At 58.7% G+C, this 24053-nt stretch carries 23 protein-coding genes; 4 read left to right on the top strand and 19 right to left on the bottom strand.

Going from position 1 to position 24053, the window contains the following annotated elements; all coding sequences use genetic code 11:
• The 17 genes from QE435_RS08975 to QE435_RS08895 all read right to left on the bottom strand — a co-directional run bounded on the left by QE435_RS08975 (position 1) and on the right by QE435_RS08895 (position 16812).
• The gene (locus QE435_RS08975) at positions 1-1467 is read right to left on the bottom strand and encodes an aldehyde dehydrogenase (protein WP_349041028.1); all 1467 of its coding nucleotides are present in this window, start codon (positions 1465-1467) and stop codon (positions 1-3) included.
• Between the two features lie 4 nt (positions 1468-1471).
• Positions 1472-2512 (bottom strand): LLM class flavin-dependent oxidoreductase, encoded by a 1041-nt coding sequence (locus QE435_RS08970; protein ID WP_349041027.1) that lies wholly within the window; start codon positions 2510-2512, stop codon positions 1472-1474.
• Positions 2509-3447, bottom strand: coding sequence for a flavin reductase family protein (locus QE435_RS08965; protein WP_349041026.1), 939 nt, complete (start codon positions 3445-3447; stop codon positions 2509-2511). The genes QE435_RS08970 and QE435_RS08965 overlap by 4 nt, the downstream gene beginning before the upstream one ends.
• Entirely contained in the window at positions 3444-4289 is an 846-nt protein-coding gene (locus QE435_RS08960; protein WP_349041025.1) for an alpha/beta fold hydrolase, read from the bottom strand. The genes QE435_RS08965 and QE435_RS08960 overlap by 4 nt, the downstream gene beginning before the upstream one ends.
• An 11-nt stretch (positions 4290-4300) precedes the next feature.
• Complete coding sequence (locus QE435_RS08955; protein WP_349041024.1) at positions 4301-4903, bottom strand: amino acid synthesis family protein; 603 nt, start codon at positions 4901-4903, stop codon at positions 4301-4303.
• 116 nt (positions 4904-5019) lie between these two features.
• Positions 5020-6198, bottom strand: a complete 1179-nt coding sequence (locus QE435_RS08950) for an iron-containing alcohol dehydrogenase (protein WP_349041023.1) — start codon at positions 6196-6198, stop codon at positions 5020-5022.
• Positions 6199-6275: 77 nt separating this feature from the next.
• Entirely contained in the window at positions 6276-7007 is a 732-nt protein-coding gene (locus tag QE435_RS08945) for an amino acid ABC transporter ATP-binding protein (protein ID WP_306930131.1), read from the bottom strand.
• A gap of 28 nt (positions 7008-7035) precedes the next feature.
• Complete coding sequence (locus tag QE435_RS08940) at positions 7036-7725, bottom strand: amino acid ABC transporter permease (protein ID WP_306927534.1); 690 nt, start codon at positions 7723-7725, stop codon at positions 7036-7038.
• Between the two features lie 74 nt (positions 7726-7799).
• Positions 7800-8660 carry an ABC transporter substrate-binding protein gene (locus QE435_RS08935; protein WP_349041022.1) on the bottom strand — a complete coding sequence of 287 codons (861 nt, stop codon included), beginning with the start codon at positions 8658-8660 and terminating at the stop codon, positions 7800-7802.
• Positions 8661-8839: 179 nt separating this feature from the next.
• Positions 8840-9538: a GntR family transcriptional regulator gene (locus QE435_RS08930; RefSeq protein WP_306927537.1), complete on the bottom strand. Its 699-nt coding sequence runs from the start codon at positions 9536-9538 to the stop codon at positions 8840-8842.
• A 152-nt stretch (positions 9539-9690) separates the two neighbouring features.
• On the bottom strand, positions 9691-10575 hold the full coding sequence (gene purU, locus QE435_RS08925) for a formyltetrahydrofolate deformylase (protein WP_349041021.1): 885 nt from the start codon (positions 10573-10575) through the stop codon (positions 9691-9693).
• 84 nt (positions 10576-10659) lie between these two features.
• On the bottom strand, positions 10660-11967 hold the full coding sequence (gene glnT, locus QE435_RS08920; protein WP_306927540.1) for a type III glutamate--ammonia ligase: 1308 nt from the start codon (positions 11965-11967) through the stop codon (positions 10660-10662).
• An 85-nt stretch (positions 11968-12052) separates the two neighbouring features.
• Positions 12053-13381: an FMN-binding glutamate synthase family protein gene (locus QE435_RS08915; protein WP_306927541.1), complete on the bottom strand. Its 1329-nt coding sequence runs from the start codon at positions 13379-13381 to the stop codon at positions 12053-12055.
• 15 nt (positions 13382-13396) lie between these two features.
• Entirely contained in the window at positions 13397-14083 is a 687-nt protein-coding gene (locus QE435_RS08910) for a GXGXG domain-containing protein (RefSeq protein ID WP_349041020.1), read from the bottom strand.
• 36 nt (positions 14084-14119) lie between these two features.
• Positions 14120-15025, bottom strand: a complete 906-nt coding sequence (locus tag QE435_RS08905) for a glutamine amidotransferase family protein (protein ID WP_349041019.1) — start codon at positions 15023-15025, stop codon at positions 14120-14122.
• 96 nt (positions 15026-15121) lie between these two features.
• Positions 15122-15802: a helix-turn-helix domain-containing protein gene (locus QE435_RS08900; protein WP_306927546.1), complete on the bottom strand. Its 681-nt coding sequence runs from the start codon at positions 15800-15802 to the stop codon at positions 15122-15124.
• 35 nt (positions 15803-15837) lie between these two features.
• On the bottom strand, positions 15838-16812 hold the full coding sequence (locus tag QE435_RS08895) for a GlxA family transcriptional regulator (RefSeq protein WP_349041018.1): 975 nt from the start codon (positions 16810-16812) through the stop codon (positions 15838-15840).
• A 91-nt stretch (positions 16813-16903) separates the two neighbouring features.
• On the opposite strand from QE435_RS08895, the gene QE435_RS08890 reads away from it, so the two are divergent.
• From QE435_RS08890 to QE435_RS08875, 4 genes are read left to right on the top strand one after another with little or no spacing between them, the layout of a single operon-like run.
• Positions 16904-18154 carry a sarcosine oxidase subunit beta family protein gene (locus tag QE435_RS08890; RefSeq protein WP_349041017.1) on the top strand — a complete coding sequence of 417 codons (1251 nt, stop codon included), beginning with the start codon at positions 16904-16906 and terminating at the stop codon, positions 18152-18154.
• A 24-nt stretch (positions 18155-18178) separates the two neighbouring features.
• Entirely contained in the window at positions 18179-18454 is a 276-nt protein-coding gene (locus QE435_RS08885; RefSeq protein ID WP_349041016.1) for a sarcosine oxidase subunit delta, read from the top strand.
• Positions 18451-21414 carry a sarcosine oxidase subunit alpha gene (locus QE435_RS08880; protein WP_349041015.1) on the top strand — a complete coding sequence of 988 codons (2964 nt, stop codon included), beginning with the start codon at positions 18451-18453 and terminating at the stop codon, positions 21412-21414. The genes QE435_RS08885 and QE435_RS08880 overlap by 4 nt, the downstream gene beginning before the upstream one ends.
• Positions 21407-21955: a sarcosine oxidase subunit gamma gene (locus QE435_RS08875; RefSeq protein WP_349041014.1), complete on the top strand. Its 549-nt coding sequence runs from the start codon at positions 21407-21409 to the stop codon at positions 21953-21955. Before QE435_RS08880 ends, QE435_RS08875 begins: the two co-directional genes overlap by 8 nt.
• Before the next feature lie 34 nt (positions 21956-21989).
• On the opposite strand, the gene QE435_RS08870 is transcribed toward QE435_RS08875, so the two are convergent.
• Together QE435_RS08870 and QE435_RS08865 are read right to left on the bottom strand one after the other, a co-directional pair.
• Positions 21990-23339 (bottom strand): FAD-binding oxidoreductase, encoded by a 1350-nt coding sequence (locus tag QE435_RS08870; protein WP_349041013.1) that lies wholly within the window; start codon positions 23337-23339, stop codon positions 21990-21992.
• 1 nt (position 23340) lies between these two features.
• Positions 23341-24042 (bottom strand): SDR family NAD(P)-dependent oxidoreductase, encoded by a 702-nt coding sequence (locus QE435_RS08865; protein WP_349041012.1) that lies wholly within the window; start codon positions 24040-24042, stop codon positions 23341-23343.
• Positions 24043-24053: the final 11 nt, after the last annotated feature.

The raw sequence follows: 24053 nt of genomic DNA, 5'->3' as shown, positions 1-24053 counted from the left end.
TTACCTCATCACGAATGGATCGGGGATAGGATCGTCGGACGTTCTCAGCCACACGGTTTTGGTGCGGGTATAATCAAGTGCAGCGGCAAGACCTCCCTCTCGGCCATCGCCGGAAAGGCCAAAGCCACCGAAGGGCGCGATCGGCGACACCGCCCGATAGGTATTGACCCAGACGATTCCGGCACGGATCGCCTTCATCAACCTGTGGGCACGTGTCAGGTTCTGCGTGAAGACGCCGGACGCCAGGCCGTAGACGGTGTCATTGGCAAGCAAGACCGCTTCTGCCTCCGTATCGAACGACATCACAGACAGTACAGGGCCGAAGAATTCTCTTTCCATGGAGGGCGAGCGGATGCCGTCACAATCCAGAATGGTCGGGCGGTAAAAGTAGCCATCCCCATCGATCGCCTCACCGCCGGTCACCACCTTCGCGCCTGCCTCAACAGACACCGAGACCAGCGAGACGATGTGTTTCCTCTGCCGCTCCGTTGCGAGCGGGCCGACTTCGGTGGCCATGTCCAGCGGTGAGCCGATGCGGATCGCCTCTGCCTTTGCCTTCAGAATATCGAGGAAACGATCCTTGATGCTGCGCTCGACGATCAGCCGAGAGCCCGCAACGCAGCTCTGGCCGGTGGCGGCAAAAATGCCTGCGACCTGCGCATTGGCAGCGCTTTCCAGATCGGCATCAGCAAAGACGAGGATAGGCGATTTGCCGCCGAGTTCCAGCGATGTGGATGCGAGGTTTTCCGCCGAATTGCGCACAATATGGCGTGCTGTTTCCGGTCCGCCGGTAAAGGCGATATGCGCCACCTTCGGATGCGTCGTCAGCGCCGTGCCGCAAGAGGCGCCGAAGCCGGTGACGATGTTGACAACGCCTGGGGGGAAGCCCGCCTCATGCACCAGCCGTGCAAATTCCAGAAGCGGTGCAGGTCCGTCTTCCGATGCCTTAATGACGATGGTGCAACCCGCCGCAAGCGCCGGACCGATCTTGACCGCCGCGAGAAACAGCTGGCTGTTCCACGGCACAATTGCCGCCACGACGCCCACGGGCTCGCGCCTCAGCCAGACATCCATATCCGGCTTGTCGATCGGCAGATAGGCGCCCTCAATCTTGTCGGCAAGCCCGGCATAATAACGGTAATATTCCGCGACATATGCGATCTGCGCCGAGGTCTCTCGAATGATCTTGCCAGTGTCGCGCGTTTCGAGTTCGGCCAGCGTCTTCGCATTCTCGGCCACCAGATCGGCAAGCCGATACAAGAGCTTGCCGCGTTGCGTCGCGGTGAGTTTAGACCACACAGCGTCATCATAGAGCGCCCGGTGCGCAGCGTCGACTGCGCGTCCGACATCCGCCTCCCGGCTTTCCGGCATCTGCGCCCATCCTTCGCCAGTAGCGGGATCGACGCTTGCAAACTGCCCTTCGCCATCTTCGAACCGTCCGTCGATGTAACATTGGAAACGGTGCATCCGCTTACTCCTTGAAGGCTGGCATGACATCGGAAAGGAATCGTTCGAGGGATGCCTTTTTCCGCTCGAAGCTCATGCCGGTATCGATCCAGAACGAATACTCATCATAGCCCATCGCCTCATAGGTCTTGATCCGGGCGATCACATCATCCGGATTGCCGATAACGTTGTTCGTGCGCATCACCTCGGCAGACAACATAGCGTTGCTCACTATGTCTTCCGCTGGGATGCGCTCGATCAGGCCCTGGTGAACGGGCTTTTCGTTTTTGAACCAGGCGAAGAAGTAGTTGTAGTAGACGCTCATCTCATGCGCGGCTCGCGCGATATCTGCATCATCGGAGCCGACATAGGTATGGCGAAGCAGCATGATTTTCGGGCGCGGCTTCTCCGGGCTCTTGGCACAGGCGTCGTTGAAGCGGCCCATCAGGGTCTCGACCTCATCATCGCCCTGCCAAAGCGGGGTGACCTGCACATTGCAGTCATTGGCAACGGCAAATTCATGCGAGTTTGGATCACGCGCCGCTACCCAGATCGGCGGGAATGGCTGCTGTAAGGGTTTGGGAGCCGATGTTGTCGACGGGAATTTGTAGAACTCCCCATCATGGGCGTAGTCACCGGCCCATACGCCTTTAACCGCTGGGATGAGCTCACGCATACGCTGCCCCGCACCCCAGGCATCGAGGCCAGGAAGCAGTCGCTCATATTCAAAGGAATAGGCGCCGCGGGCAATGCCGATGTCGAGGCGACCGTCGCAGATGAGATCGGTCATCGCGGCTTCGCCGGCAAGCTTGATCGGATGCCAGAAGGGCGCGATCACCGTGCCGGTTCCCAGACGCGCGGTCTTGGTCCGGCGGGCGAGATCGGCAATCGTCACGAAGGGGTTGGGCGCAATGGTGAAATCCATGCCGTGATGCTCACCGGTCCAGATAGTATGCATCCCACCCCTGTCGGCGATCTCACAGAGCTGGACGAATTCCTCATAAAGGGTCTTGTGGTCCTGGGAGGCGTCGAGCCTTTCCATATGAACGAACAGCGAGAATTTCATGGACGGGCACCCTTGATCGAAACGGGATGAACCTTGCCTGCGGTTTCATTGCCGACATAAAGGCCGAAATTGCCGATGGAGCTTTCCAGTGCGAAGCGGTGGACGATGTCCGCAGTCGCACCGGATTCGAATATTGCCGAGGTCAGCGCGTCAGGCTCGAAGAAGCGCCCTTCGCGTGGGGCTCCATCGCCTTCAGCTAGAGCATGATAGACGATGTGCTGCCGGCCATCGGCTTTGTCTTCGTAAACCGAATAAAGAAAGCCAGTCCTGATCGATAAACCTGTGAGTTCCTCAAGCCGGTCGGTTAGCGCCGCCACCGGATCCCCACCGGCAACCACGCAAGCTGGAAGCGAAAGCCAATCTTCGCCCAGGAGATAAATCTCGCCATGCCGCTCCAGAACCGCCCCGACGGCGACCTCGCCTTCAGCCGCGGCAGACACGGCCTTGGCGGCCAGCATGGGGGTGAAGTAACCCCCGCGAGCATAGCCGAGGCCATTTCGCCCGCTATTGTCGAAAGCCGAAATGCGGCCGAGCAAGATCACATGATCGCCCGCATCGATCACCTCCTGCATCGAACACTCGAACCACGCCGAAACTTCGGTAAAGATCGGCGACCCATTCGGCGCGACCTGCCAAGCCGCAGCGGCGAAGCGATCTTCAACAGGACGAGCGAAGGTGTTGGAGAGGTCCTTCTGGCCTTCGGAAAGAATGTTGACGGCAAAGGTCTTCGCCGCCGTCATCGTGGCGAAGTTACGCGACGTGCGCGCAAGGCAGATCAGAAGCAGCGGCGGATCGAGCGAAACGGAGGTGAAGGAGTTTGCGGTAAAGCCAATCGGCTTACCGGCATCGTCCCGTGTCGTGACGATTGTGACCCCTGTTACAAAGGCGCCGAAAGCATCGCGCAGGGCGCGTGGGTCAAGTGATGGAACGGTCATTTCGCCTCCTCCTCGATAGCGAGCCATTCGGCCATCAATGCGTTCACAGTCTCTGGCGCGGTGAGGTTGACCATATGGCGATGGGTATCCACGATGCGGACGTAACCCCGTGGCGTAATCGCCGCCATCTGCTCCGCCATCAGCGGCGTCGAATTGGGATCGTCAGAGCCAGTGAGAAAAAGCGCGGGACATGCGACGGACGGCCAGCAACCCGCATAGGTCTCGTCTCCACCGGCAAAGGCATTGTAAGCGACCGCGTAACCTTCGGGGTCGACCATATCCAGCCAGTTGCGTGTCAGTTCCCGCGCATGGATGCTCTTCGGGTCATTGCCGAACCAGCGCAAAAGTGGGCCTTGCTTGTCCACGCCGTTTGTCCGGATCGAGGCAGCACGCGCCAGAACAGAAGCCTTTGCCGCTGGATCGCGGCGATAGACACCATTCAGATAAGCCACCCGCGTGACCCGGTCCCCGAAGGTTGCCGCGGCACCACCCGAAATCAGAGCGCCCATGGAATGGCCCGCAACGTTGGCGCGCGTAATCTTCAGGTCATCGAGAAAGCGTCCGAACCAGCTGACGAACTCTTGGAGCGTGCTTCCCTCGGGAAGGCGCCTGCTGCCACCATGCCCCGGCATATCGACGGCGATGACGTGATGGCTCCGGGAGAGCGCCTCGATTTGTGGTTGCCAGGCTTCGAGACGCATTCCAACGCCATGAATGAGGATGAGGTTTTCGCCCTCCCCCGCTTCGAAGTAGGCAGCGCCGCCCGCGGTCGTCTTCCGTGGCAACGTCGGTGCCGTTGCCTTGTCAACATGGACTGCGGGTGAACTGAGAGCGTCCTGCATCAGTGCGGCCCTCAAACGCCGGCCGGATTGGCAACGTCCTGGCCGAGATCTTTCAAATCCTGATAGCGATCTCCAATACGATGGTGAGGCCGGCCACCAACGGACGCGCCGAGCGCAACGATGATCTCATCAGCTGCCGGAGCATCGGGAATTGAGGTCTGGATTGTCAGATAATGGGAGCGGCGACCTTCGTCATTCTTGTCCATCAGTGGGATCATGATCGGCGCATTGCCGGGGCCGCGCGTGTTGGAGAAGGCGAGATAGGACTTGGCACCGACGGCCTGACGGTAATGATTACCGAAACGCAAGGTATGGATCAGTGCCGATGCATGTTCAATCTCGCCGTCGAGACCGACGACCGCAGCCTTCCCATAGCCTTCGACCGCATCTCCCGAGCCAACGGCATCAAGGATCATCTTGGTCAGCACTTCGCCAAGCACTGGCGCAGCCGCGTGGATTTCCGGCTTCAGATCATCAACGAAGCCCTTTCCTGCCCAGGGATTTTTCACCACGGCCAGTGCGGCAAACAGCTTCAACGGCGTTGCAGCCGCCTTGCCTCCCTCTATCAACGTCGTTTCGACCTGCAACAATGTCTTGCGGATCTGGATGGACATGGGCGCTCTCTCCGTCGTTATGATGTCTTATGGTATGCCATAATATTATGCTGTCAAGAACTGGATGCATGCAGAGGAAAATTTAAAATAAATCTATTTTTCCAATAACTTAAATTCTATACCGCCTCCAATCGCCCGTCATAGGCGAGTTCATAGAGATGAGTCATTTCCGCCTCATTCGGAATACGCGGGTTGTTTGCAGGCGTTCCTGAGGCAAGCCCCTGTCGCACCATTTCCGGCAGGAGGCCGAGATACCGGCTCCTCTCGATCCCGAATTCTTCCGGGGTGGGCACCTTCAGTCTTTTGTTGAGACCGATGAACGCCTCCACCAGCTTAGCTCCGGCAACAGGGTCGCTATCGTCTGACGTGGCGCACCCTAGCGCGCGAGCCGCCGCCGCATAGCGCGGCAAGGCGGCATTCAAGGAAAACTGCGTCACCAGCGGCAGCACCATGGCATTCGACATGCCGTGAGGCACGTGAAAAAAGGCGCCAATCGGTCGGCTCAAACCATGGATCAGGGCTGTAGAGGTATTGGAAACCGCAAGTCCAGCATGGGTGGCACCGAGCATCATTGCTTCGCGTGCCGTCCGGTCGTTTGGATCGTTCGCGACCCGCTCCAGATGAGCGCCGATGAGCTTCAACGCGGACAGCGCCAGTGCCTCGGCGTGGGTATTGCCATTCCGGTTGACCAGTGCCTCCAGCGCATGAGTCAGCGCATCAATGCCGGTATCCACCGTGACGCGATAGGGACAAGTCAGTGTCAGCTCATAATCGATGATGGCCGCGACCGGCAAAGCCGCAGTGCCGAGGATCAACATTTTTTCGCTGGCGCCCGTATCGGTTACCACCGCAGCACGCGTAACCTCGGAGCCGGTTCCCGCAGTCGTCGGGATGGCGACGACTGGCATTACCGTGAAATCGACGATGCGCGGTACCTTCAGCGCTCGCAGCTCCTCACCACTTGTAGCAACGATTGCGCCCGCCTTGGCAGTATCGATAGCACTGCCCCCACCAAGCGCGACCAAGCCATCATGGCTTCCATCTGAAATCCGATCCACCAAGGACTGGATGGTGATGTCTGTAGGATCTTCCACCACGTCGGAGAAAATCGCGGCGTCGACATCCTCATCGGCAAGAGCCTGCAAGAGGGCATCAGCATGGCCGAACTTCCGCATGACCGGATCACAGACAAGCAGTGGACGGCGAACACCGAGCGATTTGACAATGCCCGGCAATCGAAATCGACTTCCGCCACCGATCAGCAGTTCGCGCGGCATCAGGACACGGTTTATCATTGTAGTCTCCGTCGCTCTAAGAAAATTTGAATTCCATCTGCAACGCAGGCCTCAGATGCGCATCAACCGCAGCGACCCTAATGCGCCAGGATTTTCGACAGGAAGGAGCGCGCGCGTTCCGTCTTGGGATGGGTGAAGAAACTGTCGCCCTCGCCAATCTCCACGATCTCTCCGCCATCCATGAAGACGATCCGATCGGCCACCTTGCGGGCAAATCCCATTTCATGGGTGACGACCATCATCGTCATACCCTCTTGGGCAAGCGACACCATGACATCGAGAACCTCGTTGATCATTTCCGGATCGAGCGCGGAAGTCGGCTCATCGAAGAGCATCGCGACAGGGTCCATCGCAAGCGCACGGGCAATCGCCACACGCTGCTGCTGCCCGCCTGACAGCTGGCCTGGATATTTGCGGGCCTGTGCCGTCAGCCCAACCCGCTCAAGCAGAGCATTGGCCTTGGCGAGCGCTTCATCCGGCGAGCGCCCCAGAACCTTTTCCTGCCCGATGCAGAGATTTTCGAGGATCGTCATGTGCGGGAAGAGTTCGAAATGCTGAAACACCATTCCCACCTTGGAGCGCAGCTTGGGCATATCGGTCTTTGGATCCGTGACCTCGACCCCGTTGACGACGATGACACCGTTGCCCACCGTTTCCAGCGCGTTGACGCATTTGATCAGCGTCGACTTTCCTGAGCCGGAGGGGCCGCAGATCACAACGACCTCACCCTTGGCGACGTTGAGGCTGCAATTGGTCAGGACTTGAAAAGTGGGTCCATACCATTTGTTGACGGAGTGCAGTTCGATCATACCGGTTGCTTGTGACATCCTGCTCTCCTTAATGCGCGTCAGCAGACATTGGGCCGTAGGCTTTGCCGAACCGCTTCTCGATGCGGCGCTGGATCAGTTCCCATGCGGTTGTCATGGCGAGGTAGTAGAGAGCTGCGACGGTAAAGAGCTCCAGAACCAGAAACTTCTCCTGAATGAGGACCTGCGTGCGTCGCAGAAGCTCTTCCATGGAAATGATCGAGGCGATTGAGGTGGTCTTAAGCACACCGTTGACGGAGTTGCCGAGCGGCGGAATGATGATGCGGAATGCTTGTGGCGCCACAATGTAGCGCATGACCTGCGCCTCCGTCATACCGATTGCGCGTGCCGCATTGACCTGCCCCTTCGGCACCGCGGCAATACCGGCACGAACGATTTCGGACAGATAGGCGGCCTCGCAAAGTGAGAGACCAATCAGCGTCGATTGCACCACGGTAAACTTGATACCGATCTGCGGCAGGCCGGTATAGATGATGATCAGTTGGACCAGAAGCGGTGTGCCACGAAAGATCCACGTGTAGAAGTAAGCCGGACCGGAGAGGATGCGGTACTTCGACATGCGCATTACGGCGATGATAAAGCCCAAAGCCAAACCCGCCGTCATAGCGAATATGGTAAGGCCGAGCGTAACCAGCGCGCCCTCGAAGAGATAAAAATTCGTCAGATATTCGAAAAAGCCTTCCCAGTTCCAACCCTTCACGTCGATCTCCATTGCATGCCGTAACGGTCGCGGCGGAGAGCATCCGCCGCGCTGAAAGTCGGGATGGATGAAACTCAGCCTTCAGGGCCGAGAACGGAAAGATCGCCCGGTGCCATGCCAACACCGTAGCTTGCCATCAGCTTTTCGAGCGATCCGTCGGCCTTCATCTCCTTGAGAGCGGCAGACACGGCCTCTGCGACGTCTTTGTTGCCGAAGGAAAGCGATCCGGGGGTCGGATACATACCAGACAGCGCGTGGGTAAACTCACCACGATCCTGATACTGCTTGGCGACCGGATCGATCGATACGGCGGCCTGCACCTGACCGGCACGCAATGCCTGGTAGACGGTAGCGTAATTGTCGAAGAGATTGATGGTCATCGGCGTTAGACCACGCTTCTTGAAGTCTTCATTCAATTCCTTGATCTTGCGCTCCGCATACCCGCCGATATCTGTGCTGACCGCCTTGCCGGCCAGATCATCAACCTTGGTGATCGGATCTGATGCACCCACTGCGGTGGAGATGCTGATCGCCAGGTTTTCGTAGGGGATCATAAATAGGATCTTGCGACGTTCTGCCGTTACGAACAGTCCAGCATTGATCATGTCCCAACGTCCACCCTGCAGACCCGGCACCATGGTTGCATATTCCGTGCTGATATATTCGGGCTTGAGGCAGAGACGCTTGGCGATTTCATAACCCAGCTCGATGCGCAAGCCCTTCAGCACACCCTGCTGATCGGCATAGGCCATCGGTGGCAGTGTCGGACTTGTCGCCATAACGAGATGGCCTGGCTTTATCAGTAAGCTATCTGCAATTTTCGGTTTGCAATCCTGAGCAAGGGCTGCGGTTGAAAACAGCAAAAGGCTAGCAGCTGCCAGAAGGGCTTTGACAGACACGGTTTCGCATTTCCGAAATTTCGGATTCCAGTTCATTGTGAGCTCCACTCTTTATATTATTGATTATGGCATACCATCACATCAAACGAATTTGTCTGTCAATAAGGTGACGTAAATTTTATAAACTATTGTAATTTCAGATGAATTTACGCACAGCACGCCAACGGCTGGTCGCGCTGAACCGCCGCACCGTAGAATATTTGCGTGCCGAATGGCTAAGCTTCGGCGTTTTTCTGTGCCGTCAAAACGGCCTCGGCTATCGCACAGGCGCTGGCCACATGATCGAGCGCCGCTTGGTAAGCGACGTCGCCGTCTCCCTGGCGAATAGCCTCTACGATCTTCTCCATCTGTGCCGGGCCTTCGGTGTCGCGGCTCTTGGTCTTGATCGTCATGGAGCGAAGATGGTTGATCCTAACGGTGAGAAGATTGACCACACCCCAGGCCACATGCCGATCAACCTTGCTGAACAGCGTCTGATAGAAAGACGAGGTATGCGCAAGAACGCCTGCCATGTCCTTTTTCGCGTAACTCTTGCGAATTTGATCAAGCGATGCTTCCAGCGCCGCAACGATAGCAGGATCGCGTCGTTCGGCGCAGAGCCGGGCAGCCATTCCCTCCAACGCACCGCGGATCTCGTAAATCTGCTTCGCCTCGTCCAGATCAAGCAATGCGACGATCGGGCCTTTATTTGGCAGGTTGGCCACCAGCCCTTCGGATTCCAGATGACGCAGAACCTCGCGAACGATGGTACGCGAAACTCCAAGCTGCGCGCAAAGATCGCGCTCTACCAGACGATCCCCTGGACGAAAGTAGCCATTTACGATCGCATCCCGGACCTTGTCGAGCGCAAGCTCTCTCAAGGTTTTCGTCGGACGTTCAACGCGAATGGCATTTCCCGGCAAAGCATCGTTCATGGTATCACCTCATCTGTCGCTTGCCTGGTCGTGCTCAGGGCAGAATCAGGATTTGGCTTTTAATATTATGGCGTACCAAAATATTTAGCGACGCTGCATGATGATGGCAATCGCCAGATGACAATGGGCACTGCTTGCCTGCTATCAAACCTTTATCCCATCCGCTCCGAAGCATAAGAGCCGGGGCTTGGCGGAAAGACGACGGTGCGGTTGCCATTCAGGAACACTCTCTTATGGATATGGGCATGGATGGCGCGCGCCAGCACCTGCGCCTCCACGTCACGGCCAAGCGAGACATAATCCTCCGGCGACTGGGCATGGGTGATGCGCACGGTGTCCTGCTCGATGATCGGGCCCTCATCGAGATCGGCAGTCACATAATGGGCTGTGGCACCGATCAGCTTCACGCCGCGCTGATACGCCTGCCTGTAAGGATTGGCACCCTTGAAGCTTGGCAGGAAGGAGTGGTGAATATTGATGATCTTGCCGGACATCGCTTCGCACATTCTATCGGACAAGACCTGCATATAGCGAGCCAACACGATCAGTTCCGTGCCGCTGCCTTCGACAATATCCATGATCCGGCCTTCGGCCTGTGGCTTGTTCTCCTTCGTCACCGGAATGTGATGGAAGGGGATATCGTGATTGACGACGACCTTCTGGTAATCGAAATGGTTGGAGACCACGCCGACGATATCGATCGGCAGCGCGCCAATGCGCCAACGGTAGAGCAGATCGTTGAGGCAGTGGCCGAAGCGCGACACCATCAAGAGCACTTTCGTGCGCTTCGCCTGATCGTAGAGCCCGACCTCCATGCCGAATGTCTTCGCAATCGGCTCGAGGCCCGCCGCCAGTTCCTCGCGGGTCGCGCCCTCTTCCGAGATGAAGCCGACGCGCATGAAGAAGCGGCCTGTCTCAAGATCGTCGAACTGCGAGCTATCGACGATGTTGCAACCCTTCTCCGCCAGAAAACCCGAAATGGCGGCCACGATGCCGCGTGTGGACGTGCATGTAACGGTCAGGACGAAACTCGTCATCTGGCGCCCTCTCTACAATCGATGGGAAAAGCCCGCGCTACCCGAGGAGCGCGGGAAAAGCCGCAAGGCGGCGGGGAAACCTTATCAGACGTCGAGCGTGGTCTGGTGCTCCCAGGCAGTGAACTGGGAGCAATAACTGTTCCACTCGCCATGCTTGAGCTTCAAATACGCCTTGGAGAACTCGACGCCGAGGGCCTGCTGCAACGCCTCATCCTTCTCATATTCGCGCAGCGCGTCGAGAAGATTGAGCGGCAGTTTTGGCGCATCCGTGACGGTATGGCCTTCGCGATACATGTCGATATCGTGATGGGGACCCGGATCGGCCTGAGAGCGAACGCCGGAAAGGCCGGCTGCGATAATGATGGCCTGCAGCAGATAGGGGTTCACCGCACCGTCCGGCAGGCGAAGCTCGAAACGCCCGGGCCCCGGTACGCGCACCATATGAGTACGGTTGTTGCCGGTCCATGTCACCGTGTTGGGTGCCCATGTGGCGCCGGATACGGTGCGGGGCGCATTGATGCGCTTGTAGGAATTGACGGTCGGATTGGTGACAGCCGCCAGCGCCGAGGCATGTTTCATGATGCCGCCAAGAAAGGTCTTGCCCTTGGCGGAAAGGCCGAACGGCATCGCCTTGTCGGCAAAGGCATTGATCTTGCCGTCCAGATCCCACACGGAAATATGCGCGTGGCAGCCATTGCCGGTCAGACCCTTGAACGGCTTCGGCATGAAGGTGGCGCGAAGGCCGTGCTTTTCAGCAACGGATTTGACCATGAATTTGAAAAAGGAGTGCTTGTCGGCCGTTTGAAGCGCGTCGTCATATTCCCAGTTCATTTCAAACTGGCCGTTCGCGTCTTCATGGTCGTTCTGGTACGGCTTCCAACCTAGCTCCAGCATGTAATCGCAAATTTCGGCGATGACATCGTAGCGGCGCATCACCGCCTGCTGATCATAGCAGGGCTTTTCGGCGGTATCATATTCATCGGAAATCTTGCTGCCGTCGGCGGAAATCAGGAAGAATTCCGGCTCGACCCCGGTCTTCACCCGCAGGCCTTCGCTTGCGGCTTCGGCAATCAGCTTCTTCAAGACCACACGCGGCGCCTGTTCGACAGGCTGGTCTTCCATCACGCAATCGGCGGCGACCCAGGCGACATCCTTCTTCCATGGAAGCTGGATGACCGAAGAGGCATCCGGTATGGCAAAAAGATCAGGATGGGCAGGTGTCAAATCGAACCAGGTGGCAAAGCCTGCAAAGCCTGCGCCGTCCTTCTGCATGTCTGCGATCGCTTCGGCAGGCACCAGCTTGGCGCGCTGCCCACCGAAGAGATCGGTGTAGCTGATCATAAAATATTTGATGCCCTTTTCGGCTGCATATGCGGAGAGGTCCAGTGTCACGTCATTCCCCTTTTTTGGTATCAGACACTTGATTTTAGAAAGACGGCCGCATCCTCCCAAACGCGCCCGTCCTTAATGCATGCTTTTAGAAGCCACCCTTGCCGGGGAACCAGTTCGTTCCTGCCAGCGGCACCTGCGCCATGGCTGCGGCCTCCATGGTCAAGGCCACCAGGTCTTCCGGCTCCAGATTGTGGAGGTGGTTCTTGCCGCAAGCGCGTGCGATGGTCTGCGCCTCCAGCGTCATCACCTTCAAATAGTTGGCAAGGCGACGACCGGCAGCGACCGGATCGAGACGCGCGGCAAGCTCCGGGTCCTGCGTCGTGATGCCAGCCGGGTCTTTGCCTTCGTGCCAGTCATCATAAGCGCCAGCGGTGGTGCCGAGCTTCTGGTATTCCTCTTCCCATTTCGGGTCGTTATCGCCAAGCGCCACGAGTGCTGCGGTGCCGATCGCCACCGCATCGGCGCCAAGTGCCAGAGCCTTGGCCACATCGGCGCCGGAGCGAATGCCGCCCGACACGATCAATTGCACCTTGCGATGCATGCCGAGATCCTGAAGGGCCTGGACCGCGGGACGAATGCAGGCAAGCGTTGGCATGCCGACATTTTCGATGAAGACGTCCTGCGTGGCAGCCGTACCGCCCTGCATACCGTCCAGTACCACCACATCGGCACCAGCCTTCACCGCAAGCGCTGTGTCGTAATAGGGGCGCGCACCACCGACCTTGATATAGATCGGCTTTTCCCAGTCGGTGATTTCACGCAGTTCGAGGATCTTGATTTCCAAATCATCCGGGCCGGTCCAGTCGGGATGGCGGCAGGCTGAGCGCTGGTCGATACCCTTGGGCAGATTGCGCATATTGGCGACGCGGTCGGAAATCTTCTGGCCAAGCAGCATGCCGCCGCCGCCGGGCTTGGCACCCTGGCCGACGACCACCTCGATGGCGTCCGCACGGCGCAAGTCCTTCGGGTTCATGCCATAGCGAGAAGGCAGATACTGGTAGACGAGGGTCTGGCTGTGGCCGCGCTCCTCATCCGTCATGCCGCCGTCACCTGTCGTCGTGGAGGTGCCGGCAATCGTGGCGCCACGGCCAAGGGCTTCCTTGGCATTCCCGGATAGCGCGCCGAAGCTCATGCCCGCGATCGTGATTGGCGTTTTCAGCGTAATCGGCTTTTTGGCAAAGCGCGTGCCGAGCGTAACACTCGTGTCGCATTTCTCGCGATAGCCTTCGAGCGGATAGCGCGAGATGGAAGCGCCAAGAAACAGCAGGTCGTCAAAATGCGGTACCTTGCGCTTCGTGCCAGCACCGCGAATATCGTAAATGCCGGTTGCCGCGGCGCGGCGGATTTCCGCGAGCGTATGGTCGTCGAAGGTTGCGGACTTGCGCGGCGGGGTGAATGGGTTGTGGTAGCTCATCGTGTGATCCCTGCCTCAATATGCATCGGCGTTGTCGATGTTGAAGGTGTAGAGCGTGCGAGCCGAACCGTAGCGCTTGAACTCGGTCGGCTTGGCATCGGTGATGCCTGCCTTGTCGAGAAGCTCCGCCAGCTTTTCGAGATGCTCGGGCCGCATTTCCTTTTCGATGCAATCGGCGCCGAGGCTCTTGACCGAGCCACGCACGAAAAGCTTTGCCTCGTAAAGACTGTCGCCCAAGGCGTCGCCCGCATCGCCGCAGACGACGAGATGACCGGACTGTCCCATGAAGGCCGACATGTGGCCGATATTGCCCTGCACGACGATATCGATGCCCTTCATCGAAATGCCGCAACGGGAGGCGGCATTGCCCTTGATGACGAGAAGCCCGCCGCGACCGGTGGCACCCGCATATTGAGAAGCATCGCCTTCGATGACGACGGTGCCGGACATCATGTTTTCCGCGACACCGGGACCTGCAGAGCCGTGAACGGTGACGGTGCCACCGTCATTCATACCGGCGCAGTAATAGCCTACCGAACCATGCACATCGACGGTCACGGGACTGTCAATGCCGACGGCGACGGCGTGATGGCCGCGCGGATTGACGACTTCAAATTCGGTGTCGTTCGTACCGGTGGAAAGGCCGTGTAGCGCCTTGTTGAGGTCACGCAACGGCGTATGAGAGAGATCGAAGACTGGCATGGATATGACTTTCACACGGATAGGCCGAGAGCGGCATCAGGCTGCTTTTTCGTGGTCCCAGAAATAGACGGTCGCAGGCTCCGGCTCCCAGACGCGAGCGGTCTCAATACCCGGCAGATTGACCAAGGCACGATATTCCGAGCCGAAGGCAACATACTGATCCGTCTCGGCCATGACGGCGGGTTTGCAGGCAATCGGATCGCGCACGACACCGAAACCGGACTTGGTGCCGACAACGAAGGTGAAGAAGCCGTCGAGATCGTCGAGCGCACCGGTCAGCGCTTCACCCAGATCCTTGCCCTTGGCCATTTCTGCCGTGAGATAAGCGGCCGCCACCTCGGAGTCGTTCTGGGTTTCGAAACTCATGCCCTCACGAACCAGCTCGCGGCGCAGGTTGTTATGGTTGGAGAGCGAACCATTATGCACGAGGCATTGGTCCGAGCCCGTGGAGAAGGGATGCGCGCCAAGCGTCGTCACCGCCGATTCCGTTGCCATGCGGGTGTGGCCGATGCCGTGGGTGCCGGCCATGGAGCGCACGTCGAAACGGGCAACAACGTCTTTCGGCAGGCCAGTCTCTTTATAGATTTCAACGCTGTCGCCCGACCCCATCACGCGCACATTCGGACGGATTGCAGCGAGAACGGCCCGGATCGCATCAAGCGCGTCCGACGGAATGTCGAGAACGGCATGGGTGCTCTTCACCGTCACCGAGGCATCGACACCGTTTTCCTTCAGCGCGTCGGCAAGACCGGAAAAATCAACGTCCGGGCTGGCCGACTGGATCGTCACCTTGGCGCGCCCTGCGGCAGCACCGCCATAGATCGCAATACCTGCCGAATCCGGCCCACGATCGGTCATGGTGATCAGCATATCCGAGAGCAGCTGACCCAGCTGCGGCTCTAGACTTTTATCTTTCAGGAATAATCCAACAATGCCGCACATCGATATGCACCTCCGTTCGTTTCTGAACAAAGGCGTATCATATGGAATTCCAAAGCGTCAACTATCAGGAATAAATTTTTCTTCTAAAGCAATCCTTCAGTCACCGGTGACCCGACGCTGAGGGTAGGAAATGATCGACAAGTAGCGCGCCGGAAGCTGCACCAAGACCTCCGGTCCATGTGGCGCATCCGCATCAAAAAACAGGCTATCTCCCGCCTGCATTGTGAAAAGCTGCTCTCCGTGGCGATAAACCACCTCGCCCTCCAGCATGTAGAGAAACTCCATTCCCTCATGCTGAAAGGTTGGAAAGACATCGGAGTCCGTGGTCAGGGTAATGAGGTAGGGCTCGACGGTAACGCCGCTTGTGTTGTTATCGATATGTCCGAGCAAGCTGTACTGGTGCCCAGCCCGTGTGCCCCGGCGCTCGATATTGACACCCTGCCCTGCTTTAACAAAGGTGGCGCTACGCGGCTCCTCAAAGCCACGGAAGAAGGCGGTGATCGGCACGCCCAAGGCCTTGGAGAGGGTCTGCAAGGTCGTCAGCGACGGCGAGATGTTGCCGTTCTCGATCTTAGACAGCATACCAACGGACACGCCTGTCGCCGATGCCAGATCGGTCACGGTAATACCAAGCTTCTTGCGATAGGCCCTTACCTCATGACCAATCGCCATTTCCAGATTGTTGACCCTGGGCTCGCGAACGGCATGAGGGTCCTGCGACAGGAACTGTGCGGCGTCGCTCGTGGTGGTGTCCTTGGCCATTGGTTGCTCCGGCATCGGCTTCGTTAACCCTTCCTTACAGGAAAGCAATTTTAATTCGGAGGAATTTTTTGCCGCAGCGTATTGGGCGTTTTGCCAAAATGAACCTTGAAGCATCCGGAAAAGTGACCGGCGCTGGAAAAACCGGTGGCAAAGGCCACTTCGGCGATGGAAAGCGGGCTCTGCTCAAGCAACCTGCGGGCATGGTCGAGGCGGATCTCGCGGTAGGTGTCCAGAAACGACGTCCCGAGTTGGCTTGCAAACAAACGATCGAGATGGCGCGGGCTCGTTCCGGCAAGCTTGGCCATGGTCTGACGGTCGAGCGGGTTTTCGATGGTGGCTTCCATTTTTTCCAGTACCGTCAACACTGCAGGATGGTGGGTGCCATAACGCTCCGCCAGCGAACCGCGCTGCGGCGCGCTGGGTTCGGCCACGGCCGTGTGAAGGAACCAGTCGCTCACACGCCGCGCGAAATGGGCGCCCATACGCTGTGAGATCATCGCATGCATCATGTCGAGAGGCGCAACACCGCCAGCACAAGTGATCCGGTCGCCATCGAAAACGAAACGCGCCTGTCTGGGCGTCAAATGGCCGAATGCCTCGCGCAGCACCGGCGCATGTTCCCAATGGATGGTGAAATCGCGATTGTCCAGCAGGCCCGCCGCAGCAAGAATATAAGCGCCACTGGAAATGCCACCGACGCGTACTCCCTGCCGGGCGAGGCGCCGTAGAACTGCCAAAGAACCCTCCGGCAGAACCCAGTCCTGTGGTGTGCCGCCGGCGCACACAAAAATCGTGTGACATGTGTCGCCGACGATCGACAAAGGTTGACAGTCCACGGGAATGCCGGATGACGTCCGAACAGCCTCCCCATCGAACGACAATGGGATCGCCTCATAAAGATCGGTCCCGGCAATCAGATTGGCTGCACGCAGGGGTTCGGCTGCGGAGGCATAGGACATCAGCGCAAAGTTCGGCATGAGAAGGAAGCCGATCCGCTGAGCATTCTTCTGCTCAAATGTGGACATGTCTCTTTTCTATATCTATCCGTCCTATTTCTGCAATGCCCAAAAATGTAACGAGCGTACCCTTGCCTTACATCGTTCGAGGTCAGGCCAGATGCGCTATTCCGCTTTTTCCATTTTGATGAACGGCCTTCGTGGCAACAAAGCCTGGAAGCCCGCTTGGCGGGATCCCGCGCCCAAGCAGCATTACGATGTCATCATAGTTGGTGGCGGCGGACACGGGCTGGCAACAGCCTATTATCTCGCCAAGGAATTCGGCATCACCAATGTGGCAGTGCTGGAAAAGAACTATATCGGCTCCGGTAATGTCGGACGCAACACCACGATCATCCGCTCCAACTATCTCCTGCCTGGCAATAATCCTTTCTATGAGCTGTCGATGAAGCTGTGGGAAGGCCTGGAGCAGGATTTCAACTTCAACGCCATGGTCTCCCAACGCGGCGTCCTCAACCTCTATCATTCCGATGCACAGCGCGATGCCTATACGAGGCGCGGCAATGCCATGCGTCTGCATGGCGTCGATGCCGAATTGCTGGATCGTAGTGCCGTCAAGTCCATGCTGCCATTTCTCGATTTCGACAATGCGCGCTTCCCCATCCAAGGCGGCTTGTTGCAGCGGCGCGGCGGCACAGTGCGTCATGATGCCGTCGCCTGGGGCTATGCGCGCGGGGCAGATCAACGCGGCGTCGACATCATCCAGGGCTGCGAAGTGACCGGCATTCGCCGCGAAAACGGCAAAGTGGTCGGCGTAGAGACGAGCCGCGGCTTTATCGGCTGCGGCAAGCTGGCGCTCGCGGCAGCCGGTAATTCCTCGCAGGTGGCGGCAATGGCCGGGCTGCGCCTGCCGATCGAAAGCCACGTGCTGCAAGCCTTCGTCTCGGAAGGCCTGAAGCCCTTCATCGATGGCGTTGTCACCTTTGGTGCCGGACATTTCTACGTCTCGCAATCCGACAAGGGTGGCCTCGTCTTCGGCGGTGATATCGACGGCTATAATTCCTACGCGCAGCGCGGCAACCTGGCGACGGTCGAGCACGTCGCGGAGGCCGGCAAGGCGATGATCCCTGCGCTTTCCCGCGTCCGCGTGCTGCGCTCCTGGGGCGGCATCATGGATATGTCGATGGATGGTTCGCCGATCATCGACCGCACCGATATCGACAATCTCTATCTGAATGCCGGCTGGTGCTACGGCGGCTTCAAGGCAACGCCCGCCTCCGGCTTCTGCTTTGCCCATCTTCTGGCGCGCGGCGCGCCGCAGGAAACCGCAACGGCCTTTCGTCTGGACCGCTTTCAACGCGGCTATCTCATCGACGAAAAGGGCCAGGGCGCCCAGCCCAATCTTCACTGACAAAGCGGATCAAGGACATTCGAAATGGCAAGTCTCGTGCCCTGCCCGCATTGCGGGCCAAGACCCAAGGAAGAGTTCACCATCAAGGGTGCCGTTCTTCAGCGACCCGCACCGGACGCAAGTGCGGAGGCATGGTTCGACTATGTCTATCTGCGCGACAATCCGCGTGGCGACTATGAGGAATATTGGCACCACACCGCAGGCTGCCGCCGGTGGCTGGTGGTGACCCGCAACACCGCGACCCACGCCATCAGCGCCTGCGAAGACGCCGCCGATAAGACAAAGGTGAAAAGCGCATGACATCCCACCGCCTGACCGCTGGCGGTCTGATCGACCGATCCAAACCGCTGTCCTTCACCTTCGATGGCAAGACCATGCAGGGTTTCAAAGGCGATAGCCTCGCCTCTGCCCTGCTTGCAAACGGCCAGAAGCTCGTTGGCCGCAGCTTCAAATATCACCGTCCGCGCGGCATCCTGACAGCGGGTGCGGCGGAACCGAACGCGCTGATGACAATCGGCAAGGGCGGCAGAACCGAGCCCAATACCCGCGCCACAATGCAGGAGCTTTATGCCGGTCTGGAAGCGCGAAGCCAAAACCGATGGCCATCTCTCGACTTCGACATCGGCGCGATGACCGGACTGATCTCGCCGTTCCTCAGCGCAGGCTTCTACTACAAGACCTTCATGTGGCCCGCCGCCTTCTGGGAAAAGCTCTACGAGCCCTTCATCCGCCGCGCGGCAGGCCTCGGCAAAGCGACCTATGAGGCCGATCCCGACTCCTATGACAAATGCTGGGCGCATTGCGATCTACTGGTGATTGGCGCCGGTGCTGCTGGCCTCGCTGCGGCTCTGACTGCCGGACGGGCTGGCGCGCGGGTGATCCTTCTCGATGAGCATTCCGTCGCAGGCGGCACACTTCTTTCGGAAACGGCGACCATTGGCGGCATCAGCGCGCCGGAATATGCTGCAGCCTGCATTGCCGAACTGGACTCTCTGCCGAATGTCACTGTCCTTACCAGAACGACCGCCTTCGGCTGGTATGATGGCAATGTGTTCGGGGCAGTCGAGCGCGTGCAGAAACATCTGCCCGATCCTAAGCCCACTATTCCGGTCGAGCGTCTGTGGCGCATCGTTGCGAAGCGCGCCCTGCTTGCAACCGGCGCTGAAGAACGGCCCCTGGTCTTCGGCGGCAACGATGTTCCCGGTGTGATGATGGCAGGCGCGATGCGCAGCTATCTCAACCGCTACGCGGTCAGCCCCGGCAAAGCGACGGCGATCTTCACGACCAATGACAGCGGCTATGCGCTGGCCCGCGATCTGGAAGCGAAAGGCGTTCCGCTTGTCGCCATTATCGATAGCCGCAGTGAGCGAAACCCCTCCTATGCGGGCAAGGCCCGCGTCATCAAAGGTGGCGTCGTTGCCAATACCAGGGGTAGCAAGGCGCTCGCCGGCGTCGAAGTCTACAGAAATGGCACGACCGAACATCTGGATGTCGATGCGCTCGCCATGTCCGGCGGTTTCAGCCCGGTCATTCACCTCGCCTGCCACCGGGGCGGAAAACCCGTGTGGTCGGACGAAGAGGCAGCCTTCCTTGCGCCCGGTCATCTCGATGGGCTGGATCTTGCCGGTGCCGTCTCTGCCACGCATGGCCTCGCCGCATGCCTTGAAGACGGCGCCAACAAGGGTGCCGCACTGGCGCAAGCTCTCGGCTTTGCCGCAACTACACCGTCCTTCGGACCGGTTGAAAACGATATTGTCGTCCCGCCGGCAAAGGCGCTTTGGTCCATTCCGGGAATTAAGGCAAAGGCCTTCGTCGATTACCAGAACGATGTGCATCGCAAGGATCTCGGCCTGGCGGTGGTCGAAGGCTATGCCCATGTGGAGCTTGCCAAGCGTTACACGACCAATGGCATGGCGACCGACCAAGGCAAGCTTTCCAACGTCAACGCCATCGGACTGCTTGCCGAAGCGCGCGGCGTGTCTCCAGCAGCGGTGGGCACCACCACCTTCCGGCCCTTCTACACGCCGGTTTCCTTCGGTGCACTGACAGGCGCCTACCATGGCCACCATTTCCAGCCGGTGCGCAAATCACCGCTGCATGGCTGGGCAGAGAAAAACGGCGCGGTGTTTGTCGAAACCGGGCTCTGGTATCGCTCCTCCTGGTTTCCGCGCAAGGGCGAAAACGGCTGGCGAGAAAGTGTCGACCGCGAAGTTCTGAATGTCCGGAAGAATGCAGGGCTCTGCGATGTCTCGATGCTCGGAAAGATCGAGATTTGTGGGCGCGATGCCGCGGAATTCCTCAACCGCGTCTATTGCAATGCGTTCCTCAAACTTCCCGTCGGCAAGGCGCGTTACGGTCTGATGCTGCGCGAGGACAGCATGATCTATGATGATGGCACGACGAGCAGGCTGGACGAGAACCGGTATTTCATGACGACGACAACGGCCTATGCCGCAGGCGTGATGAACCATCTGGAATTCTGCGCGCAGGCACTGTGGCCCGATCTCGACGTGCGATTGGCATCCGTCACCGATCAATGGGCGCAGATGGCGATTGCTGGACCGAAGTCCAGAACCATTCTCGAAAAGATCGTTGACGACGATCTTTCGAACGACGCCATTCCGTTCCTCGCTGCGAAAGAGGTCTCGCTCTTCGGTGGTCAGTTGCACGGGCGTCTGTTCCGCATCTCCTTCTCCGGCGAACTTGCTTATGAGCTCGCCGTTCCCGCGGGCTATGGCGAAAGTGTCGCTGACGCACTGATGCAAGCTGGCGCACCGGAGGGCATCATGCCCTATGGCGTCGAGGCGCTGAGCGTCCTGCGCGTCGAGAAGGGGCACGTGACCCATAATGAGATCAACGGCACGGTCGTGCCAGCCGATCTCGGCTTTGGCAAAATGGTGTCCACCGCCAAGGTGGATTTCATCGGCAAGAACATGTTGGAGCGCGAAGGGCTTTCCGCCAGTAACCGGCCAAGCCTCGTCGGCGTCGCGCCCATCGACAAAGGCCAGAGCTTCCGCACCGGCTCCCATATTCTGGCAAAGGATGCCGACGCGACGCTTGAAAACGATCAGGGCTATGTGACGTCCAGCGCTTTCTCACCGCATATCGGCTCCACCATCGGCCTTGCCTTGGTCAAGAATGGCAGAAACCGGCATGGCGAAGAAGTGATGGTCTGGAACGGCCTTCGCAACGAATTCACCGCCGCGCGCCTCTGCGATCCGGTTTTCGTCGACCCCAAGAACGAGAAGCTCCATGTCTGATCCACGGCTCGATTTCAAATCCGGTTACCAGCCCCTTCTCCGTCCCGAGCTCGCAGCAAAAAGAGCGATCTCCTCAGACGCGATCCGGTTGTCGCCATTGCCGGAAGGCACCATTATCCATATCCTCGCCACACCGGGCGCAGCGGAGGTGGAAAACCACCTGAGCGCATTGAAAAAAGGCGCTGTTCGCGCCGTGTCTCCGGGGCAATGGCTTATCGTCAGCGACGAGATCATGTCTCATGCCGAAATGACAGCGTTCTCCGTTCAGCTTGAACCGCAGGCGACAGCGGTGGATCAGAGCCAAGGCCGTGTGCGTATGCGGATCGAAGGCAGAATGGTTGAGCGTGTGCTGGCAAAAGGCACGGCGGTCGATCTCTCGATCCATGCCTTTCCCATCGGCCACTCTGCCACAACGCTGATCGGGCATATCACTGCGCATGTGACGCGCATAGAAGACCACGCTTTTGAGATCCTCGTCCTGCGGGGCTTCGCAGAAAGCCTCTGGGACGATCTCGTCCTCATGTGTCAGGAGTTCGCCTGATCAAAGAACTCTGCCAGTGATAGATCGGGGACGATCACAGCCAGTGCTGAATTTCCAGGCGGCTGCCATCGCTGAAGCGCGAGAAACGGAAGGGCGACGGGTCCACACATGGCGCATCGCCCGTCGCAAGGTCGCTGAGAAGACGCCCCGCGCCGGGTCCAATTCCGAAGCCATGACCGGAAAAGCCCGTTCCTATGATCAACCCCGGCAGTGCCTCCACCTGGGATATGACAGGAATGACGTCCGGCATGGTATCGATCATGCCGCCCCACGACTGGGCAATCGCCACATCCCGCAAGGCGGGAACGCTAGCCCGCATATGAGCCTCGACCTTCGTCAAAAAGCTTTTATCGGGTGAGGGATCGAGAACACGGATTTTCTCGTAAATGCTTTTTTCGGTTAAAGACCGTGCCCTGTGCCCTATCAACGCGTCAAAGAAAGGTTTGCCGAAGTTGAACGTGAGGGACTTCCGCTCCATCCGAAAGGCCGGAAAAAATTCACGGAAGAAGCGGAAGCTGTCCGGGACGATGTCGACAAGGCTGGTGGCGGATGACGCGACCGTATAGCCGCCATCCATCCTCTTGCGAAGGGTGAAGTCAGAGAAGCCCACCGTCGGTTCGATGCCTGCTTCGACAGGGGCGGTTCTCATCACGGATGACAGCACTTTGAGCTGCGGCAAACGAACTCCATGGCGACGAAGAAAATGCGAAGACCAAACGCCTCCCGCAACAATCACCGTGGAAGCTCTGATCCGTCCTTTTTCGGTCACCACACCTGCGACGCGGCCTGCCTCTATATCGAGACCTCGCACGGCGCAGTTCTGCAAGATAACCGCACCATCCCTCTGCGCCCGGGCCGCAATTGCCGGAGCCGCCAGTTGGGGTTCGGCTGCAGCGTCCTGAGGAACGAAGATACCGCCAAACGTCTTCCGCCCGAGCCCGGTAACCACGTGCGCCACGTCATCATGGGCGAGATTTCGCACATCGATGCCGAAATCGCGTGCGGCGCCCGCCCATCTGTCGTACCGCTCACGCGCCTGCGCAGTTTTCGCCCTATAGATGATGCCTCGTTTGCGATACCCGACATCCACTCCGGTCTCCTGATGCAGCGTTTCCCAGATCGAGTGGGACTGAAGCATGAGCGGCAGTTCGCGCGTATCACGGCCCGCAAGTCTTACCCAACCCCAATTTCGCCCGGACTGTTCGCCACCAACGAAGCCTTTCTCCAATACGGCCACACGGACGCCTCGGCGGGCCAGCTCGAACGCTGCTGAGACGCCGATAATGCCGCCTCCGACGATGGCGACATTGACAGCACTTGGAACCTGTTCGGCACTCACGACTGGCGTGATGGGGGGCATGCGATAAGGGAATGAAACACTCATGTCAGTAGCAGTCTTCCACGCTGAAATGTACCGGAATTTCCGAGATGCTGGCCGTGGAAGGAAGCTCCAAGACCATGTGCACGATCTTCGCAACATCTTCCGGCCGGGTCAGTTCACTGCTGTCCCGCCCTGCCAGTGAATTGCCCATGTCCGTGGCAACGAAGCTCGGACAGATGATCGTCGAGCGAACGTCATTGTCCTTGCCGCACTGGCGAAGCGCGTGGCCGAGTGCAACCAAGGCGAATTTGGACATGGCATACAGCCCGGAATTTGCCGACTTCACTCTTTTGCCGGAGAGAGACGCGACCGTAACGATGCGTCCTGCCTGCGCCCCTGCCAGATGCGGCCAGGCAAGCTGGGAAAGACGCATCGGAGACTTGACGTTAACGTCGAAAATCAAGTCGAAATCTTCCTGTCCAGCTTCGAGCACCGACTTTGGAATCATGATACCGGCATTATGAACCAGCCCGTCCAGCCGTCCGAAACGGGCGACTGTTGCGTCCACCCATTTTCGCTCGCTTTCAGGATCGAGTGCATCAAAATGGCACAGCAATGCGTCTGGATGGCCAGAATAGCTCGAAGATGCAGGCGTGCGCATCCCAAGGCTGACGTTCCAGCCCGCAGAAAGGAGCTTTTCCGCAATGGCCGCGCCGATGCCGCGCGATGCTCCGCTGACCATAGCCACGCGCTTTGATGAGGTCATGCCCTTGTCCT

Source organism: Agrobacterium sp. SORGH_AS 787 (assembly GCF_030819035.1).
GTDB classification, from domain to species: Bacteria; Pseudomonadota; Alphaproteobacteria; order Rhizobiales; family Rhizobiaceae; genus Agrobacterium; species Agrobacterium larrymoorei_B.
This window is presented reverse-complemented; position numbering and strand designations above follow the sequence as displayed.